The 17,729-nt window shown below is 52.3% G+C and carries 15 protein-coding genes; all 15 read right to left on the bottom strand.

Annotation, left to right across the window (positions count from 1 at the left end; all coding sequences use genetic code 11):
* Nucleotide 1 precedes the first annotated feature (1 nt).
* The 15 genes from NUW46_RS19800 to NUW46_RS19870 all read right to left on the bottom strand — a co-directional run bounded on the left by NUW46_RS19800 (nt 2) and on the right by NUW46_RS19870 (nt 17,726).
* Nucleotides 2-469 carry a lytic transglycosylase domain-containing protein gene (locus NUW46_RS19800; RefSeq protein WP_091643666.1) on the bottom strand — a complete coding sequence of 156 codons (468 nt, stop codon included), beginning with the start codon at nt 467-469 and terminating at the stop codon, nt 2-4.
* Nucleotides 466-3,729, bottom strand: coding sequence for a conjugal transfer protein TraG N-terminal domain-containing protein (locus tag NUW46_RS19805; RefSeq protein ID WP_418142078.1), 3,264 nt, complete (start codon nt 3,727-3,729; stop codon nt 466-468). Before NUW46_RS19805 ends, NUW46_RS19800 begins: the two co-directional genes overlap by 4 nt.
* Complete coding sequence (locus tag NUW46_RS19810; protein ID WP_099619983.1) at nt 3,726-5,105, bottom strand: conjugal transfer protein TraH; 1,380 nt, start codon at nt 5,103-5,105, stop codon at nt 3,726-3,728. The genes NUW46_RS19805 and NUW46_RS19810 overlap by 4 nt, the downstream gene beginning before the upstream one ends.
* Entirely contained in the window at nt 5,105-5,935 is an 831-nt protein-coding gene (locus NUW46_RS19815; protein WP_091643658.1) for a conjugal transfer protein TraF, read from the bottom strand. The genes NUW46_RS19810 and NUW46_RS19815 overlap by 1 nt, the downstream gene beginning before the upstream one ends.
* Nucleotides 5,936-5,946: 11 nt before the next feature.
* Nucleotides 5,947-6,414: a S26 family signal peptidase gene (locus NUW46_RS19820; RefSeq protein ID WP_091643655.1), complete on the bottom strand. Its 468-nt coding sequence runs from the start codon at nt 6,412-6,414 to the stop codon at nt 5,947-5,949.
* Nucleotides 6,404-7,213, bottom strand: coding sequence for a type-F conjugative transfer system pilin assembly protein TrbC (locus tag NUW46_RS19825; RefSeq protein WP_418142079.1), 810 nt, complete (start codon nt 7,211-7,213; stop codon nt 6,404-6,406). The genes NUW46_RS19820 and NUW46_RS19825 overlap by 11 nt, the downstream gene beginning before the upstream one ends.
* Nucleotides 7,158-8,144 carry a TraU family protein gene (locus NUW46_RS19830; RefSeq protein WP_198412809.1) on the bottom strand — a complete coding sequence of 329 codons (987 nt, stop codon included), beginning with the start codon at nt 8,142-8,144 and terminating at the stop codon, nt 7,158-7,160. The genes NUW46_RS19825 and NUW46_RS19830 overlap by 56 nt, the downstream gene beginning before the upstream one ends.
* 72 nt (nt 8,145-8,216) lie before the next feature.
* Complete coding sequence (locus NUW46_RS19835; RefSeq protein ID WP_104272305.1) at nt 8,217-8,795, bottom strand: conjugal transfer protein TraW; 579 nt, start codon at nt 8,793-8,795, stop codon at nt 8,217-8,219.
* The gene (gene traN / locus NUW46_RS19840; protein ID WP_418142080.1) at nt 8,761-10,233 is read right to left on the bottom strand and encodes a conjugal transfer protein TraN; all 1,473 of its coding nucleotides are present in this window, start codon (nt 10,231-10,233) and stop codon (nt 8,761-8,763) included. Before traN ends, NUW46_RS19835 begins: the two co-directional genes overlap by 35 nt.
* Nucleotides 10,203-12,137, bottom strand: coding sequence for a hypothetical protein (locus NUW46_RS19845; protein WP_418142081.1), 1,935 nt, complete (start codon nt 12,135-12,137; stop codon nt 10,203-10,205). The genes traN and NUW46_RS19845 overlap by 31 nt, the downstream gene beginning before the upstream one ends.
* Nucleotides 12,137-14,638: a TraC family protein gene (locus NUW46_RS19850; protein WP_418142082.1), complete on the bottom strand. Its 2,502-nt coding sequence runs from the start codon at nt 14,636-14,638 to the stop codon at nt 12,137-12,139. The genes NUW46_RS19845 and NUW46_RS19850 overlap by 1 nt, the downstream gene beginning before the upstream one ends.
* Nucleotides 14,635-15,225: a TraV family lipoprotein gene (locus NUW46_RS19855; RefSeq protein ID WP_418142083.1), complete on the bottom strand. Its 591-nt coding sequence runs from the start codon at nt 15,223-15,225 to the stop codon at nt 14,635-14,637. The genes NUW46_RS19850 and NUW46_RS19855 overlap by 4 nt, the downstream gene beginning before the upstream one ends.
* Nucleotides 15,225-16,400, bottom strand: coding sequence for a TraB/VirB10 family protein (locus NUW46_RS19860; RefSeq protein ID WP_153634980.1), 1,176 nt, complete (start codon nt 16,398-16,400; stop codon nt 15,225-15,227). The genes NUW46_RS19855 and NUW46_RS19860 overlap by 1 nt, the downstream gene beginning before the upstream one ends.
* Nucleotides 16,400-17,152 (bottom strand): TraK domain-containing protein, encoded by a 753-nt coding sequence (locus NUW46_RS19865; RefSeq protein ID WP_418142084.1) that lies wholly within the window; start codon nt 17,150-17,152, stop codon nt 16,400-16,402. Before NUW46_RS19865 ends, NUW46_RS19860 begins: the two co-directional genes overlap by 1 nt.
* On the bottom strand, nt 17,145-17,726 hold the full coding sequence (locus tag NUW46_RS19870) for a TraE/TraK family type IV conjugative transfer system protein (RefSeq protein WP_091643631.1): 582 nt from the start codon (nt 17,724-17,726) through the stop codon (nt 17,145-17,147). Before NUW46_RS19870 ends, NUW46_RS19865 begins: the two co-directional genes overlap by 8 nt.
* Nucleotides 17,727-17,729 lie beyond the last annotated feature (3 nt).

The raw sequence follows: 17,729 nt of genomic DNA on the forward strand, positions 1-17,729 counted from the left end.
TCTATTCTCCAATACGTTGAAGGGCATTGCGGACTTTCGCCACATACTGTCGGCGGGCTTTCTGTACTTTTGGTTTGGTTGAGAATCCTGCGTTATAGGCTCCCACGGCGGCCCACAGGTTCCCTTTTGTGGTGACGAGGTTTTCGGCAAGGATCCAGGCGCCTACATGGATATTGGTGCAAGGATCGCGAACCAGAACAGGAGCTGTTATGCGGTAGGGCTGCAACCGTTCTAAATGCTGGGAGTTGATCTGCATTAATCCATAATCCCTGGAGCCATCACTGTTTTTGCCGTTGATCGCATCGGTCTTGTTATTACTTTCCACAAGAGCAATTGCTTTCAATAACTTTGCCGGGACCTTGTAGCGGCCGGCGGCTTCCATGAAACAGTTATCAATGTCAGCGATGGCGTGACCGGAGAGAGTTAGGGTTAGTGCAACTGATAAGAATGCCTGAAAGTGTTTTCTCATCGGCGCCGTCCTCGCCTGTCAACGCCGTTATCTTCCTGCTGGGGATTGATTTCCGGGTCATCGAGGTTGGAGAAGAAATCGAATGCTGTTTGAGCCTCATCTCGGCTTTCGGCTTTATAGGACTGGAATTCTGACTGAACATATTTTGCGGCGGCCATTGATGCATCCTCTCCAGGACGGACTTCATCGCCGTTCAAAATTTCAAAGGTTTGCTCAGCCATCCGCGTAATTCGTTCGCGGTTCATGTTGGTACTTTCTGTTTCTTGAATGCCGGTACTGGTGTGGCCCGTGATCGATCCAGTGATACCAAAGTTTTCTAGCATGCCAGTGGAAACACCGCCTTCAGCTCGGGTACCAATACTGTCGTCACCAGTAATTGTGCTGGTGTTAATAGAATCCAGGACTTGCGTAAGGCGGGATATCGCGGCGAAGCGGTTACCCTCTTCGCCGTCTCCCTGAATTTTCTCAAGAATATTGGCCAGGTTACGGGTATCTTCCGGATCGCTGCTAAGAGCGAGGTGGGCAAGACTTGGTGTGTCAACTCGACCGCCAGTGTCGATGTAGACAGAGTCAGTTTCAGAATAACGGCTATCCTTGGTTATACGATCGTCGTGGGTTGCGCTATGGCCGGAAAGGGCGCTGCTATTTATCACGCCACCGCTGCCGTCCGTGGCCAGGGTGACTCGGGCCCCATTAGAACTTGCAGCAACCTGTTGTTCTGTAAACCAGCCTGTATCAATTCCCTTCTGCATTTCCTCTTGGGAGAAGTAAAAGGAGCCAAAATTGGCGGATGTTTCTCTTTGTGCTTGTTCTTCCCAAGACCACCCGGTTTTCCCTTCAAGGGTATTTGCGCGCTCAATGCCAGCGCCAGTGCTGGCGTGCTGAAGACGAGCAGAATCCCGCAAGTAACCCTCAACACCATTTTCCTGGTTGATTCCCTGGTTAACGCCTGCTTCGGCATACGCAACTTGCTTGATGTTCTCGAAGGCGCTAGCCACAGCGAACTGTTGCGGTGTTAGCTGATCCAAGGCTACCTTTTCGCCGTGAGCGGTAGCCGCTCGCTTAGCACCCACAGACTCATAAATCTCAGAGGGAGTTATTCCAGTTTCGGCCATATAACCCATTACACCCCTGGTTTGTGAGTTATTTAAATTGGAAGTAAATTCAGCCAAAGTAACCAACTCACTCGGGTGCCAATTCGTAGAGTCCAGTTGCCCCCAAAGATCGGCGTTTCTCGCCATCGCAAGAGCTTCGAAAGCTTCTCCTTTTTCCATTCCAGGATGCTGTTGGATGATCCGATCCAACATAGTGCCTGTGCGCAAGTTGTCGGCGCTTGTATTGGAAACGGCAAGAGCGGTGTCGTAGGCAGCTTGGGCGTGGACAGACCCATAGCCCATAGTCGCTGCTGATTCTTGGCGTCCAGCGGCAGACCCATGACGGGATTGGCTTTCTACATTCGAGGTGTTTAGCCCCTGCTTGAATAGAGCTTCAGGGGAGCTATCTCCACCGTTGGATTGCACGGCGCCAGCAACGCCACCCACAACTCCACCGGCTCCATATGCGCCCAATGCTTTACCTGAGGTGATCGGATTGGTGTGGCCAAGATCTGCCATGCCAGACATCGTTTCGAGGCCTCGGTAGTGGCTTTCTGCTTGATTGTGCTCAGAAACAGAGGCGATATTGTTCCACCCGGTCTCGGCCATGAGGTTTGCGGATCCGCGAGCACTCGCAAGCGAATTCAAATGGTTCATGCTTTCTACAGGGGACTGAGCTTTGTTTGCTGCGTCAGAGCCTGCGCCGTCAGCATGCCCCGACCAATTTCCAGCCAGAGACGTCAGGCCATAGGGCGACATCTTGAAGAGCATGGCGGCGATGAAAGCCGAAATGGTGATACCCATGCCGCGGGCTTTTCCAAAAAGAGAAAGCGCCTGGGTTGCACTTTCGGGGGCAAGGAACATTGCGGATAGCCCCATGTTGTGACGCTGAATTTCGTCAACGGCATCGTAGGCCTGGTCGACCGCAATTTGTGCCAAGATCACATCCATGACCCCCCACAGCATTATCCAGCCGAGAAGAGCCACGATAAGCTTCAGGGCCATGGGGAATAGTGGCGTCACAATGAAAAGTGCCAGAATCGGGATCAGTCCCAACACTATGGCGGTAACTGAAGCCCTAATCTTTGGCATCCACTCGTTCGCGCTAACAGCAATTCCAAGTCCGTTGTTTACCATGGACCGGTTGGTTAAGGCGCGGATCCCCGCATCTGGGTTTTCATCAAGCATAACGCTGGCGATTGCATTACTAATGACCACGTTTCTAAGCAATTGCGCAGGTGGGGCGGCTGCGGCTCCAAACACGTTAAGATTCATGTTTTGAATCTTTGTTTCGCACGCTGTTTTTTGTGCGGGTACGGCTATATCAAAGCCGGTTTTGGTACAAACGGAATTCAGGTGCTCATCGTATGTTGGCGCGGCGTTTAGAGCCGGCGCCAGGACATTGTCATAAGCGTCTGAACAACTCATCACTGTGCCGGCCTTGCCCGCGCCAGAGGAATACATGGTCGTAAACATCGCAGGCGATTTCATATCGGCTAACTGGTTCAGCAAGTCGTCCGTGCCGCTTTTAATCTCGGCAAGATCCACTGCGTAGCTGGGAAGGACAAGTGCAAGCTTTGAGCAGTCTTTGAAATACTGTCGGATAGACTTCTGGAGGTAATAATCGGAGGAAAAGGTTATATCCGACGTTGCGTTGAGCAGGAGCTCGAAGCCAACACCCATTCCCTCTGTCCCGTAGGGATGAGCGGCCGAGGCATCCACAATCTCTTGAACTGCCCGCTCCGCTTTGTTGGTCATACCAGCGACCAAAACAATCAAATCAGGAACGTCTGGCACAGCTTCATAGGCATTTCGGACCGGGTCATATACATGCACAGTGCCGGTTGGAGTTATCAATGCTTTAAAGACAGCCACGCCAATTAAGGTCGTCATTAACCAGGACAGGCTGAGGCCAGTGGCCGACTGTTGGAAATTAATGATGCCTTTACCGACTGTGAACAAACCACCGAGTAACAGGCCGAGTACCACGGCCACGGCGAATAATGTGGTGTACTGATTATTCGCAAATACCAGTGAAATGCGTTTAAAGGCGTTTACCGTTTCCGTGAAGCCGTCATAGGTATAGAAATCCATATCCAGGGCAAACGCTGTGCTTGGTAGCGCTGCCACGAGGATCAGAGCGATTATCGGGAGTGTGCGCTTCATTGAGTGATGTCCTCTGCATTGCGCCGAAGAACTTCTTCTTGTCGCTTAGCCTGGGCAGCGGTAAATGCGATGTGTGCCATCTGCTCTTGGGTCTTTTTGAGATAGCTGGTTCGCGCGGCCATTCGGAATTGGTAAGCGTCTTTTTTTATTCCGGTTAGATGGTCGGCAACCTCGGCGTAAACTGTCCTGTCGCATTGTGGGCCGGCGGCGCCTGTGCTGTTCATAACCGCGTCGATTTCGCGGATCATGTTGTCGATGGTGTTGTAGAGATCATCGACCATATAAAACGCATAGGCATAGGCGACGACTTCTTCCGTGAGAGCGATCGCCATTGCTTTGTCTCCCAGTGCAATGGAATCGACAATAATTGGCAGGATTGGGATCGGAGAAGAGGTCAGGAACGCCTCATCTGCTGCACTTAAAGCGGTTTTGTTCTCGATTTTGGTGGCGATCGCATTCATCTGATTGCTCACTAGCGCCAGAAGACCGCCTGGAGTCGCTGAATCCGTTTGGCAAACAGGTCCAGCCGCACCGTTGACTTTCTTTTCGGCATTGCCGACAACGAAATCATCGATGCTGGATTCGTCGTTATTGGGGCATGAGCTAATCGGTTCGATGACGGGGGCTTTCACGGCTGCCGTTGCGTTGATCATCACATCACCCACGAATCCACGCATGGTATCGACGTACTGGAAACCGAATTCGTCAGCGGCATTCTGTAGTAGGGAACCAGTCTTGAAGATGTTATTGAATTGGGTCGGACAATCGGCAGTAAGCTGCTTGACGTCGACGGATGGCTCCTGGTTGGCTGCTACTTGATTTTCAGTCGTTTCATACCAGCTTGTAACTGACCCAAGTGCGGTGGCCGCCTTGCTATCCAGGGCTTTGAGACGGTTGCTGGCTGCGGTCCCGATAAAATCGCCAACGGGCTCGCCAAGCTTTTTGGCAAATTGGCAATCGTTGATCTGAATTCCGTTCAAGTCGTTGATTATTTTTTCGAAACTTTTCATCGTCTCAGAGAGTTCTTTGCTCATCACTTTCATTGCTGTGTCGAAAGCGACGGCAGGAGCTGCCTGAATCATGTTCTGAAGCTTATCGACCAGGTAATCCGGGTCGAGCATCGACATCCCGCCAAGAAAAAGATCAACACCACCACACCCTGCAGATACCCTGGGGGGAGAAATAGTGAGAAGCGGGTCGTTGGACACGTTGAAGCGGGCTGAATAGGAGCCTGCAGAGTAGAAACCGCGTTGCTGGTTCTTGTAGCTTGATGCGCCACTGGACGTGGATGAAGCAAACCAGTCATCCGTCCAGTTTGCGGAGGCCACTGGCGCGGAAAGCGAAAGGATTAGGGTTGGGAGGATAAGCCTTTTCATCAGAACGATTCTCCCTTTGGCGCGCCCGGATCAAAGAATCCACCCTGGCGATATTCGGGTGTGAGGAATTGCTCAGGGGATGTCTCGCCTCTCAAATAGCGGATGGCGCGATATGCGTTTGAGGTGATTTTGGTGGCTGATTCCACCCCAACTGCAATTGGCATCCAGCGTTCGCTATTACGCTCGATGAGAATAACCATCGGGGTCACTTGGACATCGAATCGCGCTTGAGCGGATGGGTTTTTGTTTATATTTACTTCAGTAGTTTCAAGCCCGGTGCGATCTGACACTAACTTGAGAATGTTTCTTTGAGGCGAGCAGTACGGGCACTCTTCAGTCGAGAAAAGTGCTAGGGCATATTTGCCCCTGAAGTTTTCTAGGTATTGAGCCTGGTTATTGGCGCGCTGCTGAAGTTCCGCTTTTCGGCCTGGGGAAGTAATCGGGTACTGTGATGCACCGCTGAGAGTTGGATTTTGCAGCATGACCATGTTGGACACGGCCGTAAATCCGGCAGCCTTGCGGCGCACGACATCCTGAATTCGATAATAGGCAAGTACACTCTCCGGAGTTCTAAGCCAAACAGCTTCCTTCAGGTAGTTTTCGAGCATGGCTTTTAAGTCATCCGGGTGCATATCCATCATCTCCGCTGCCGGTGGCGGTGGAGGAAGTGGTTGCCTCTCCTTCTTATCGGGATCTTCTTCGCTAGAAGGCTTAACCGGTTCTTCATACCAGTGATACCCCTTGATCTGAGTATCCTGGTTCGGCTGCTGGATGGCGTTTGCCTGTGAGGCAGCAAGAGCGAGCAAGAGCAGTGTCAGTACAAATTTCATGGGTTGGCTCCTTAAAAGATCGCTTTGAGGCGCTTGGTTTTGGAGACGTCTACAAAACCCCAATACCGTGAGTCGAAAGAATCGGGATGCGATCCATAGGCCCAAGCTTTGCCGGCAGGTACTACTCCCGAATAGGAAAATAGGGGTAAAGGATCGCCTTTGAGCGTTTCAGTCTTGGCGCGCCCCAGAGACTCTCCATCGCAAAAAAACTCAAGATCCTTTTGGGTTATTGTTTGACCCTCCCAGCACATGAGCCTTTTGCTGATTAACACAGGTTCATGGCCCGCCAATTCATGAGAAAGCTCGAATGTCGCATAGTCGCCTGGCCCGGCAATGGCGTCGGTTTCCCAAAAAATTCTGTGATCGACAGACTCAGAGACCGTGATATTGAGGTGGTCTGAAACGAAGGAGATTGCAAAGGCAAGAGGCGCCCCTACAAGCAAAGTGAGAAGGACATTTTTCACTTTATTATTGAGCATTTGGGTTCTCCAGCTTGGCAAGAATGGATTCGGCCGGTGCGCCGCCGGTCATCGTGGTTAAGCGTTTCAGGAGACTTTGTAGGCTTGAATCCCCGTAAACCACGGGCAGTTGCATTCCGGGGGTTGCAGCGCCTTTCTCGCAATAACTTTGAAAATCAAAGTTCTGCTCAACGACCAGGGCGGGGACTTTGGTGATGTTGTGATTCCTGAATTGGATGGGATCGATGACGACATCAAGCCCTCGCATTGCGCACTTTGGCCCCTCACACGTCGGGTTCTTGCGAAGAACCTTGGCCATGAATTCCATGGTGGGCTGTGTTTTCTTGAGACCACCGATCATGCCGCGCATCACCATCACACCACCGACCTTTTCGAGATCCCTGGCGTAATTCCGCAAGGTGATTTCCGGAATGGAGCTTGAGACGAATAGCAGGGCGCGGGAGCCAGTTGCTTTAGGGTCTGGGTTTTCAGGATCGCCAGCATCGAGGCCAGCATCGGCCCGAAGCAGACTGAGAAATTCATTCTTTCGGGCTTGCCACTGGTCGCTGTTCACCTCCTGCATGACGTCGGAGACGCGGGCCTTCATCGCCGGTGAATCCATCACCCGTTCTTTGGCCTGTTTCGCGATCGCCAGGTATTCCTCCGGCACGTTGATCTGATCGGGCAGTGTGGGAATGGCATCCGATTCCGCAGAGGCTAATGGGCTCATTAGACAGAGGGTTAGGGCAAACCCCAGGTTACTTTTAATAAGAAACACAGCAGTTGAGCCTCCTAAACACCATCCATGAAAAATTGTCACCGCCTGCGGGGGGGTGCTTGTAATGGCTCCACAACAAACCGGTTTGACCGATCGGCCGGCAGCTATCGTCCCGAACAGGCTTCATCAGTTGCAGCTTGTATTTGTCCTTGGACCAAATGGGAACTGGCGCGGTATAGCAGCCATCTGAGGAGGATTCTTTTAGTAGTCCCATCCGAGCCATGAAGTAGATTCCGCGGGCTGCGATCCCGGCATTCGCCGTCACGTAATCCGTGCCGGTTATTGACCCGGCCAGGGGATAGGCTCCTGACCACGATCCCATGCACCAGAAGAGGGAATTGACGGGCCTTCCAACCAAGGCGCCAGAGGAATCCGCAGCGCACGCCAGTTGAGCGACCGGGTTGGCGAACAGCAACGACTCGGGGTGAATCATCAGCGAGAGAATTTCGTTGTTCCAGGTAGGGATGAGTTCAGTCATCATCGCTACGTCGAATTCTCGCTCTGCTATGCAGGGGATGTCATAGAACAGCCCCAAGATGCTAAATGCGGGAAAGAAGTAGTAATGCATCTGCTGGAAGGTTTTGGACTGACCATCTTCCTGCATGTGCGATCCGCCCAGTTTCCCGCCGGTGTTCATCAACTTGAATCCGAGAGGCATCATGCAGTAGGGATCTGAAACGGTATCAATCAGCCGTGCGGGCTCCCACATAGAAATACCAATGCCGTATCGATTGATCGCTCCTGAATTACAGCTGCAGAGCACGGAAGGGGAGTCAGCACCAGGATCGGGCATTCCTGAATCGCCTTTACCGATGCTCAGCCCGCCAATGCGAATCGGGAAGATGCACTGCCAGGAGACGTCCGTAACAGGATTCAGGACGCCAGAGGGGCATTTGGACGCGAGGGCTGATTGAGGGGCCGTGTAAGCCCCTATCAGTGTTAAAAGAAGCAAGATTGCTCGAATACTCATCATGGCTAGAAACGTCCGGGAATTTCCCTAAGTTTAGCCTAACAATATATGTGAGTATATAGCACTATATGAAATTTAGAGATTGATCGAGTGTTCTTCGATTCGGAGGGTGCTGCCCTCTTGTGTCACGATCGATGGAACAAACTGCAGTGAGAGACGGTCGCGAACAGGAGGGGTAAGAATGAAAACAGGGCGCTGCAAAGCCATGGCGATATCACGGTAATCACCTGAGGTGATCATGACCATATCCGTGGATTTCAGGTGAACCTGTGCCCAGGCAAGGTCATCTTTTGAGATAAACATAAGCCGCTGGGGAAGACGAACATGCTCCAGGGGATTAAATTGGAATCCCTTTGGATAGATGATTTGCCCATTTTGGTCCTTAACATCGAATTCGGCCGTGTAATAAGGAATGTGGTACCGAATGCGGTCTTCCCGCGCGCGAGGCAGAGACACGGCTTGCGCGGCAGCATTGCGCGCAACACCGTCACTCATCACTGTTTCCCAATCAACTTGAGCCACCTTGCTCTGGATCTCAGTCAGTGCATCCGGTTCAACAATCTCATAGGTGCGCCCAAGAACTTGGGATTCGGCGGCAATCAGGGATCCGGCAAGACAGCTACTGATTACTGTTATAAAAATCCGTAACACCATTAGAAATCTTCCCTTCAATTTGAGTCATGGTGTCTGGTACCAGGTCACCGTAATATTCGCTGAAATCGATCTTAGAAAAGTCGATTGATTGGAACTCCTCGGGTGTCAGCCCGCGACAGTTCGGAGCTTCCGGGGTACCGAAGCCGGCCACAGAGTTGAGCTGCGCTCGGCCTTGTTGATGGATGATGCGACCCATTTTCGAATTGAAACAGCAATACGATTTTGCTTTTTGGACGCACCCAACAAATTCCCATTCTTCCCGGCAGTATTCTCCAATCTCGTAGCAAAACCCTGAGCCATTAAGAACACCCGTTTCCGTAGATGTTTGATCGCAGGACTGTGTGAAGTAGTCGATTACAGCGCCGACCATGGCCGTTGGATCTACGACTACGCCATAGTTTGACATGACATCCCCAGCCACCGTGGCCGCCGCATTCGCCGCCACCATCGTAGGTGCGCCGGCGGCCAACGCAGCTTCATACTCCGATTTGCCCTGCGTAATCGAGTCGTAGACTGAAGTAATCATCTGGGTCGGGGAACCAGAGTCGCCGGTGTCATCCGCAAGCACTTTGCCTGTGTTTTTGCAGCAATTCTGGAACGCGGTAGATACTCCTGCTTTATCACACCTCATTGCTCTACCTGCAAAAATCATCATCTGTCCCAGGCAGGTTCCATCGGCTGCGGTCGTGCCATCGTCCTGATACATTCCAGTATCGATGTCGTCGACCACCGGCACTTGGGTTGCCAGATCAACACAGGCATTGGGGCTGCACTGTTGTTGTCCGGCGGCGTTTTCCATACAGGAATAGCTGTTACCTAAAGGGCAGGCGTGTTGGGTTTCTAGGGCGCAGGTTTCAGATGTGGTAGAGAAAGAAACTTGTCCGCCTGCTTGTGAGGGGAGGCCCCCAGTGTAATTGTCAGTGATCTGGATTGTGCCGACTAAACCGTTTGCACAGCTTGGGGTGGTCACTAGGTTCACAAGCGTTGTGCCCAGGAAGTTGGTACCGGATAGGCTCGGGGCGTCCCAAGTTGTGGAACCAGTAGCACTGATCGGATTGTTGTTTGTGCAAATGCTGTCGAAATCGAGCGTTGGGATCTGTGCGACCAAGCCAGTGGGGCCTGATGTTACGGCACCAGTCTTGAGATCGAATCCGACCGTGAAGGACCCGAATTGCCGAGCGACTTTCACATCAAAATTCAAAGCAACCGGGTTCGTGCAGACCATTTGTTGACTTGAGCTACAGTCAACGGCGGAAATTGGACATAGCGCTCCCCCGCTTGGCGATTCAAAACATGAAGCCGTCTCACCTGATTGGCCAAGATCACCATTCATATTGAGATCTTGGCCACAAGACCAGTTGGCCGCATAAACTGAGCCGAGAGGGAGAAAGAGGCTTAAAAGTCCAATTAAAGCGGGTTGGCTGTGCCTGAACTGCATATCGTATCCCTTGATGCTTGGCGAACGGCCTGCAATGTTGCTGCGGCTTCTGCGAATTCATTAAGACATCCACACGACTGAACGACTGTCTCTCCGGGTCCAGCCGGACAAACGCCAGCGGAACACTCGTGGAAGAAGTAATCGAAGGTATTGGGGTCTGTGCGGTTCTCCTGCACGACGCCGTTCTGAACCGCGTCAGTTGCTAAGCGCGGCTTTCTGGTCTTGCATGCCTGTGTGCAGGCAGGCACTGAAACCTCTTCCAGAACAGAAAGGCTTTCTGTCGGCGTCAGAACACTACCGTTAGACTGCTTCAAATAGTCTTGATAGCCAGTGTTCGTGGTGCTGGCTTGAACGTTGTCAGCCCGTTCGAGGGCGTCATCGAAATCGTATGTACCGGTGACCTGACAGCGATATTTGCGCGTTTTTTGCCACCACGGGCGTGTAGGTGTAAACGAGCAGGTTGAACCATTGATCACTTGGGTGGACGGCAACGGAGTAAGACCGGTATTGACGAAATTCTGATATGTCCAAACCCCGTCCACTTGTTCTTCCATGAGTGTGCATTCAGGGTCACTTTGGTATGCACTACAGCTGTTTGAAATGGTGTCAGGTTTGAGTTTACAGTCGGTATCGACCTTTATTTTTGCGAGCGCGTAGCCTTCGCCATTCCCCGTAACTTCCACTCTAATTTTGAAGTCGACGGGTCCACCCGTCAGATAACTCTTAAAGTCGACATTTGGCGAGCGGACCCAGTTGGTTGAGAGCTCGCAAGCGCCCGGTGGTCGTCCGGTACCTGTCCAGTTTCCGTAGGGGCCATTCCAAAGCAGGTCGGCATCGGCGTAGATCTGCATCCAGTCATCGAATTTTGCGTAGTTGATTTTTGCTTCCAAAATCCGGCTTGGGTCCAAGACATTGAATTGAACCTGGCGCTCATACATTTTGCAGCTACCGGCCCAATAGTTGTCGCCAACTTGCCCTAATGAAAGCTGAAGGCAATCTGGGCCGCATGGAAAAATGTTTCCAGAACCGCCGGCATATTCAATGATGTCGTTCAGTGTGACTTCTTCCACTGGCACGTTCCGGGTTATTTGGCAGCTTTTGATTTGGACAGGGTCCGCTGTAGCGGCCGGAGATGTCGTAATCAAATTAAATTCCGGATCAGCGGCAGAGGCGGAGAAAGCATCGCTGGCGAGGTTACCCGGCGTGCTGTTGTAGGCTTTCAGCATTGGCGAGCCCGCAGCGCAGTCACCGGCCTTCTGTGCGTAAAACTTAATCATCGGTCCGGTCACACCCACTTCGGAAACCGTGAGATAGTCCATTTGCGATGTCAGCGCACCGGTTGCGCCTCCCCCCAAATCATTAAGGACTTTGTCCAAGTTGCTCATAACTAGGCCAGTCCCGCATGAGTTATTCACGCAATAGCACCCGCCCAGCTTGTTTAGGGGAATCGGGGTCATGCCGATTTCGCTTGAGCCATTCACCACCCAAGACAGTCCCGAGCAGTTGTCCCAGGTCCCTGCGTTACACGAAACAGCTCCGTTTGCACACACACCGGACACCGGAACCCCTGGTGTAAATACCCGATCAATCGTGCCGTCCAGGTCGCTATCTTGAGAGACCGTCAAGGTGCCAATGTCACCGCTGGCCGAGGGTGCAACGAATATTTCCAAAAACTTCTGAGAGCCGCTGCAGCCCAAATTGGCATCGAAGCTCTGGCCATCGAACGTCTTCATGGCGTCGGCAGACATCAGAGGTGTAGTGAAGTTCTGTTGGATGGCTTCGGCGCTTCCGTAGCTGCTTCTAGCATTGCCCACAGTGGTCTCGGCCTCAGTGACGGATGCCGGATCTGCCGATACAAATCCCGGTAAAAGTCCTATGAGGACGAGCAGAATCCAGCGATCCATTAAAGTGGCACTCCGGATAGTTTGGACACCGCCTGAGCTGGCGTCATACCCTGAGCAATCAGTGCGTTATATTTGGCAACCTCCTTGCCGTCGGACGTTGCGATCCAGTGATTCCAGGGATCCACAGACAGCCTGCCGATACCCCGGCCAAACGGCGTATCAAAGAAGATCTCAGAGTATTTGGGTTTGTTGGCTTTTACGGAGGTCAGGAGATCGACAGCCAGGCCCTCGTAGTCGAGAACCCCTTCATCTACAGCCTTCGCGTAGTCCTCGCATTCAAGGTAAAACTTGAATGCAGCGTTATTCTTGATGACCTGTCCGACAGGGCCGAATTTCCGGAGATCCAGCGGGCTCTGCGTAACAATGCCAAAGGCCCCGGAGTACTTGCGGGCGCGGCGATAGCCCTCTTCAATCAGGTTGCCGAGTCGGTTGTTCTCCTCCCCCCGGGAATCTGAAAAGTATCGCCAGGCCTCTTCGAACAGCACGAAGCGTTGTTCGGAGCGATCGGAAAGGTAAAGATCCTGGGTGACCGAGTTCATCACCTGCATAATCACCACGTTGAACAGCTCGGCTTGACCTGAAAGCTTTTCAAGCTCCAGGACTACGAAACCATCGTTCGAAATATCGAATCCGCCGGCGCCATTGAAAAAACGCCCGTACACGCCTTTCGTCGTGAAATCGTGCAGGTTGAAGGCGAGTTCGTGAGCCTTGGAGACCGCACTAGGCAGCGGTTCGCCCTGGTCAGAGGCGAGTTTTGGATAGGACTTCAGGTAGTGTTGAACAGCATCGATTCCGTTGACGATGTCGCCGCGGTCTGCAGTCCAACGAACGGCTTCCTTGATCAACGTCCATTCCGTTTCGTGCAGCGGTTGGCGAGAAGCGGAATATGCCATTTCAGCGAGGATGTTGGCGGTGGTCATGAGGTCCGCGTTTCGGTCATCCTCATCCTTGGAGTTGGTGTTGAACGGATTGATCGTGATCCGCTCTTTGCCGAAATCCATAAACCGGCCGCCGACCATATCGCATTGCTTCTGAAGGCTGTAACCAATGTCGGTTACTCGAACCAATGAGCCTGCAGCGTAATAGTTTTTGCAGAGATCGTTGAGCGTGTAGGACTTGCCCGCACCCGAACCGGCGGCAATGAGGAAGTTATGGTTGGGTGCTCGCTTGTCGAACACGTCCATGCCGACCAGCTGCCCTTTGCGCCCGACGTAGAGTAGGGCGGGGTCGCTGGATCCTCGAAAATCGCCTTGAATGGGCATGAAACGAGCCACGGCGCTCAGTGGCGCGTAGAAATGTCGGTCGAGCAAGCCGATGTTTTTATCAATGTCATAGAGACCGAACGGCAAAGAGGCAATAAGCATCGGTTTCTCAAGCACCGATTCTTCCTGCATCACGAAATCTTTGGATTCCCAGAGTCGACGGGCGCGCGACACCGAATCAATGCATTCAGCTTCGGTATCTCCGAGGATGACCAAGGATGGAATGATTGTCATAAACCGTTCCGATTCGAGCTTGTCCAGAGCCCAGCTAAACTCCTCAGTTCTTTTCTGAATGGCCTTTGCAAAAGAGCCTGTGCCTTTTTGCGCCATGGTGGCGCTGGCCTTTTGGTGCAGAGAGGTTTTTATGTCTTCGAAAACAATGTTCAGGCTGAAAACAAAAGGCGTGGTTATCTGATCGGGATCATCCGGTGCGCCCATTACGCCACCGGTCAGGGTGTTGGTGGTGAAGGTATCGATGGATTTTGCGTTAACCTTTGGCGTAATCACTCGACCAAAGCGCTTGCCCAAGCGAAACGGTTTTTCGCCACCTGAGAACTCAATTTTGGTTTCAGCATTGATGATCTGCTTTCGCAGCGGAAGCCGGGAATCAACATTGCCGTTCGGATCGGCGTCGGCATCGTTGAAAAACTGCCGTGCCCAGGCAACTAGATGATTTGCCCCCATCCGCGCGGGCGCAAGATGGGCGGCTTGCAAGGTTTCTTCAGCGATCGACAGCACTTCACTTGATAGAGGTTTTACAGTCTTGATGCAGACAAACGCTCGCCAATTTCGAACGGGAATGCCGTGATAGCACCTCATTCCCTTAGTGCCGGCTTTTAGGAAGCTGGTGTATTGCTCGATGGATTTCTGGAGCAGAGGTGTTCGGCGCTGTTTGTTGCGCGAATAGGCCTGAAGGATGCCGTTCACATTGTGATCAGGCGCCAGCATGATTTGGATCTGGGTTCTTTTCGGGTAGGTGACCGATAAAAACGTTTCTAATTGTTTAAGGTCACGCCCGCCCAAAAAGGTGAGAGGGCAGATCTCGAAAAGGTAGCCGTAGCGGTTATCCAGGGTCTGGAAGGCGCCCAGCTCTTCATCAAAACTGACCCATGGTAAAAAGTCAGAAAATTTGTTTCGGCGAAGCTCTTGCTCAAGGTCCCTGTGCGTGATGCCGCCATTGTCGCCAACGATCAACGACCAGATTCTTGAGAGGGCGCCTACTTTCTCTTCAGCGGTCATTGGTTGCTCCCTTGCACCTGGTCAATCAGAGAGTCAGTAAGCTCCGGCTTCTTATAAAGGTATTGGCCCATAACGAAACGCGGTTCCTCGACAATGCTGTAGACGAATCGGGGCATGTATAGCCGGTTGCGTTTCAGTTCACTGGAGTAGGGAAGAATCATGGTGCGGACTGAGCGCGGAGGTTTGATCATAGGCGTCCGAGGCGCCTGAATCATGGTTCCAAGCTGATCATAAACCTGGTCGCGGTAGCCGCTGTATGCTGACTGAGGGGGCGTAAAAGAAGGATCTTCTGTGTGAGAGGGCGTCGGCGCGTCATAGGATGTCGACGCAGCGATTGGTTGCTCCTTTACACGCTGGGATCCAGCCAACTTGTTTTTTCGCTCCGCTCTGGCTTGCCGCGCTTGCTCGGACGCCCTGGTCATGTGCGGATACTTTTCTACGCCTGTCACCGCCTCCTCATAAGCATCTTCGACAGAGATACATTTTCCAAAGTTGTCCTGTAGGTTGCAGGAGAACTCGTTTTCATAAGGCACCAGAGAACAGCCGCCCAAGAGGCTAACCGCTAACAGCAGAGTAAATTTTTTCATTAGCCTTTCTCCATAATGCTGAGATCCGTTCCTTTCTGGATGACCACGGTCAGCCTTTTGGCTGCGCCGACCTCAATGATCGGAACGGTTTGTTTTGCGAGATCCAAAAACAGTTTTTGGACGGCTTCAGAGCCAGACTTGAGAGCTTGACCGCCGGCGGATTGAACGATTGAGTCTGTGTCGACGATTTGTGTTGTTCCAAGCGCCGAAGTCGAGGTTGTAGCAGCCGCACCCGCAATGCCGTTTCCTGCTCCCTCGAAGAGGCCTGCGACGATCATCCGCATTACATGAGCGCCCATCTTTGAAACAACTGGACCGGTAAGCCCGCGCACGCCGTCACTGTCAGCGACGAACCCCTGAACTGGCTGATCAATGACCGCTGTTCCATCCAGGCTCATGCAGGAAAGACTGACCAGCTGAAGGTTTACACGCTCCTGAGCGAGATTTGCCGTCGCATTGGCGATGACAAAGCAGCCTTTCAGGTTGGCTTTGACACTGTTTGGAAGCACCGCCGGCGCCTGAACCCGAAGCATTACAGGCTCAGGGTTTGCGTCACCTAGTTCCGAAGTAAGGGCACGAATACCAGTCAGCAGAATTGCAGGCATGTGGCTGGGTGGCATGTAGATCGAATTCTTTTTTTTTGAAACTGTCTCCGGTTGGAAGTCGGCACCAGGGGCACGGCCAATACCGCCGACAATTCTCGCTTCAACCGGAATATCGTTGAGGGAGGATTCGGACGCGCTATAACTGGGAACATAGGTTGGAGGCTCCGGATAAGATACTTCGCCTCCGCCTTCCGGGGCTTCGAAGTCGGAAAGGGGATTCACCATTTCCTCTTTTCCGGTTTCTTCACCCTGACCCTGCCGCTTCAAATCGTTCTGAGAGGTCTCAAGCGCCGCAAGCAGAGAGTCATATTGGCGTTGTCGACGCTCCATTTCGGCAAGTGTCTCGCCGACGTGCTTCAAATCCTTGTCTACTTTTGCACGGATGTCGTCTTCCAGGAGATCGGCACCTAGAGATAGGTCTGTCGTTTCAACCTCTTTGACTGGCTCTTTTTCGTCTTGACCGGAGGCATAGTAAACGAACAGCAAGAGAGCGAGGAAACCAGCGGCAATGCTATATTTCCGGTACTTGAGTCTGTCTTCGGCTCCGAGGCCATTCCACCAAGTTTTCATCAGAAGCCCTCCTTAGAGACCACAAACAAACGGCCTACTTGGCCAGGTTCCAAGCTCAGCGGATCCATGGTTACCGCAAAGATCGATTCGCCAATGGCCGAGCTCAGGAAATCCGTCTCGCTGAAGGTGGTCGTGGTGCTGGTTCTGACCAAAAACTCTTTTAAGGAAAGCCCCAACCCATCCACTCGAATAGTCCGGCGCAACGCGAGTTGTGTGTTTGGCTTGCCGGCGGTCATGCGGGACACCCATTCACTGTTCGTGTTTGTGCTGACCGAAAAGCTGTCCGGGATGTCGTCCTCAAGGGCCGCCATAGTCAGATAGACTGCGCGCTCTTCATCGGGAAGGGGAGAGAGCAGTTCCTGGTTGTCTTTGATGCGGTTTTTCGCGCCTGTAGAAAGGCGGATTGTTTGCCCGGGAATGTCCTTTGGAGACACCATTAAGGTATAAATCTCGCCGGCGCAAACCAGATAGAACTCGGATCGGGCTGAAACATATTCCTGGTGCAGCCCATCATCCTGAATCAGAAATTTGATGAAGCTATTATTCCCGTTGTTCTCAACCACGATCCCTTTCTCTTGAGAGAAAAAAGCATCGTTAATTGCACCGTCGACACAGGTAACTCTGTTGATGTCTCGATTGGACATTTCCACTGGTGTGACAACATCAGGCTTCACAACCTGGGTGTGGGCAAGCGCCGGCAAGCTTACTAACATCACGGCCAGTGCCGCGTTGAAAAATTGTTTATTAAGCATCGTTCGATACCTCCTTGATGCCGGTAAGCCAAAATCTTCCTTGCTCGAATGAATAAGAGATCTGGTAGGTGACGTTTTCCGTGCTGGTCACCGAGTCACCAACAATCCGCTTTTTCACGCCAGCAACGTGAATGGTGTCGTCGCCTACTTTTTTAATGTCTCGATTACCGCGCCATTGAACGACATAGGAGACTGTCGGGTAGCGCTCAATACCATCTGCCAGTCGGGTAAATAGATCGCGATAACGGGAGTATTCGTCGGGGTGAATGAGTGGCAACAACTCATTCAGCTGCCTTCTGGCAGTGGCGGCTGAAAGGTCGCCCGCCATATGAACGATGTAACGACTCATTGAGCGCAAGTAATCATCAGATGCCGTGGATCCTGATATAACGAAGTCGCCTTGCCCACCAATGGGGATCAGGTGAACGCGTTGTTCATCTAGCTTCGATGAAATTGTGGCTGTCTGAAGACCAGCAAAGATCACCACAGCCACAAACCCAAATTTGAGCAGCCGGTTTTCGGCAAAGACATTGCTCGAATCCTGGACAAACAGATTGGAGAAGAGACTTTTCATGGG

Source organism: Marinobacter sp. MA (assembly GCF_048298425.1).
Taxonomy (GTDB): domain Bacteria; phylum Pseudomonadota; class Gammaproteobacteria; order Pseudomonadales; family Oleiphilaceae; genus Marinobacter; species Marinobacter salsuginis.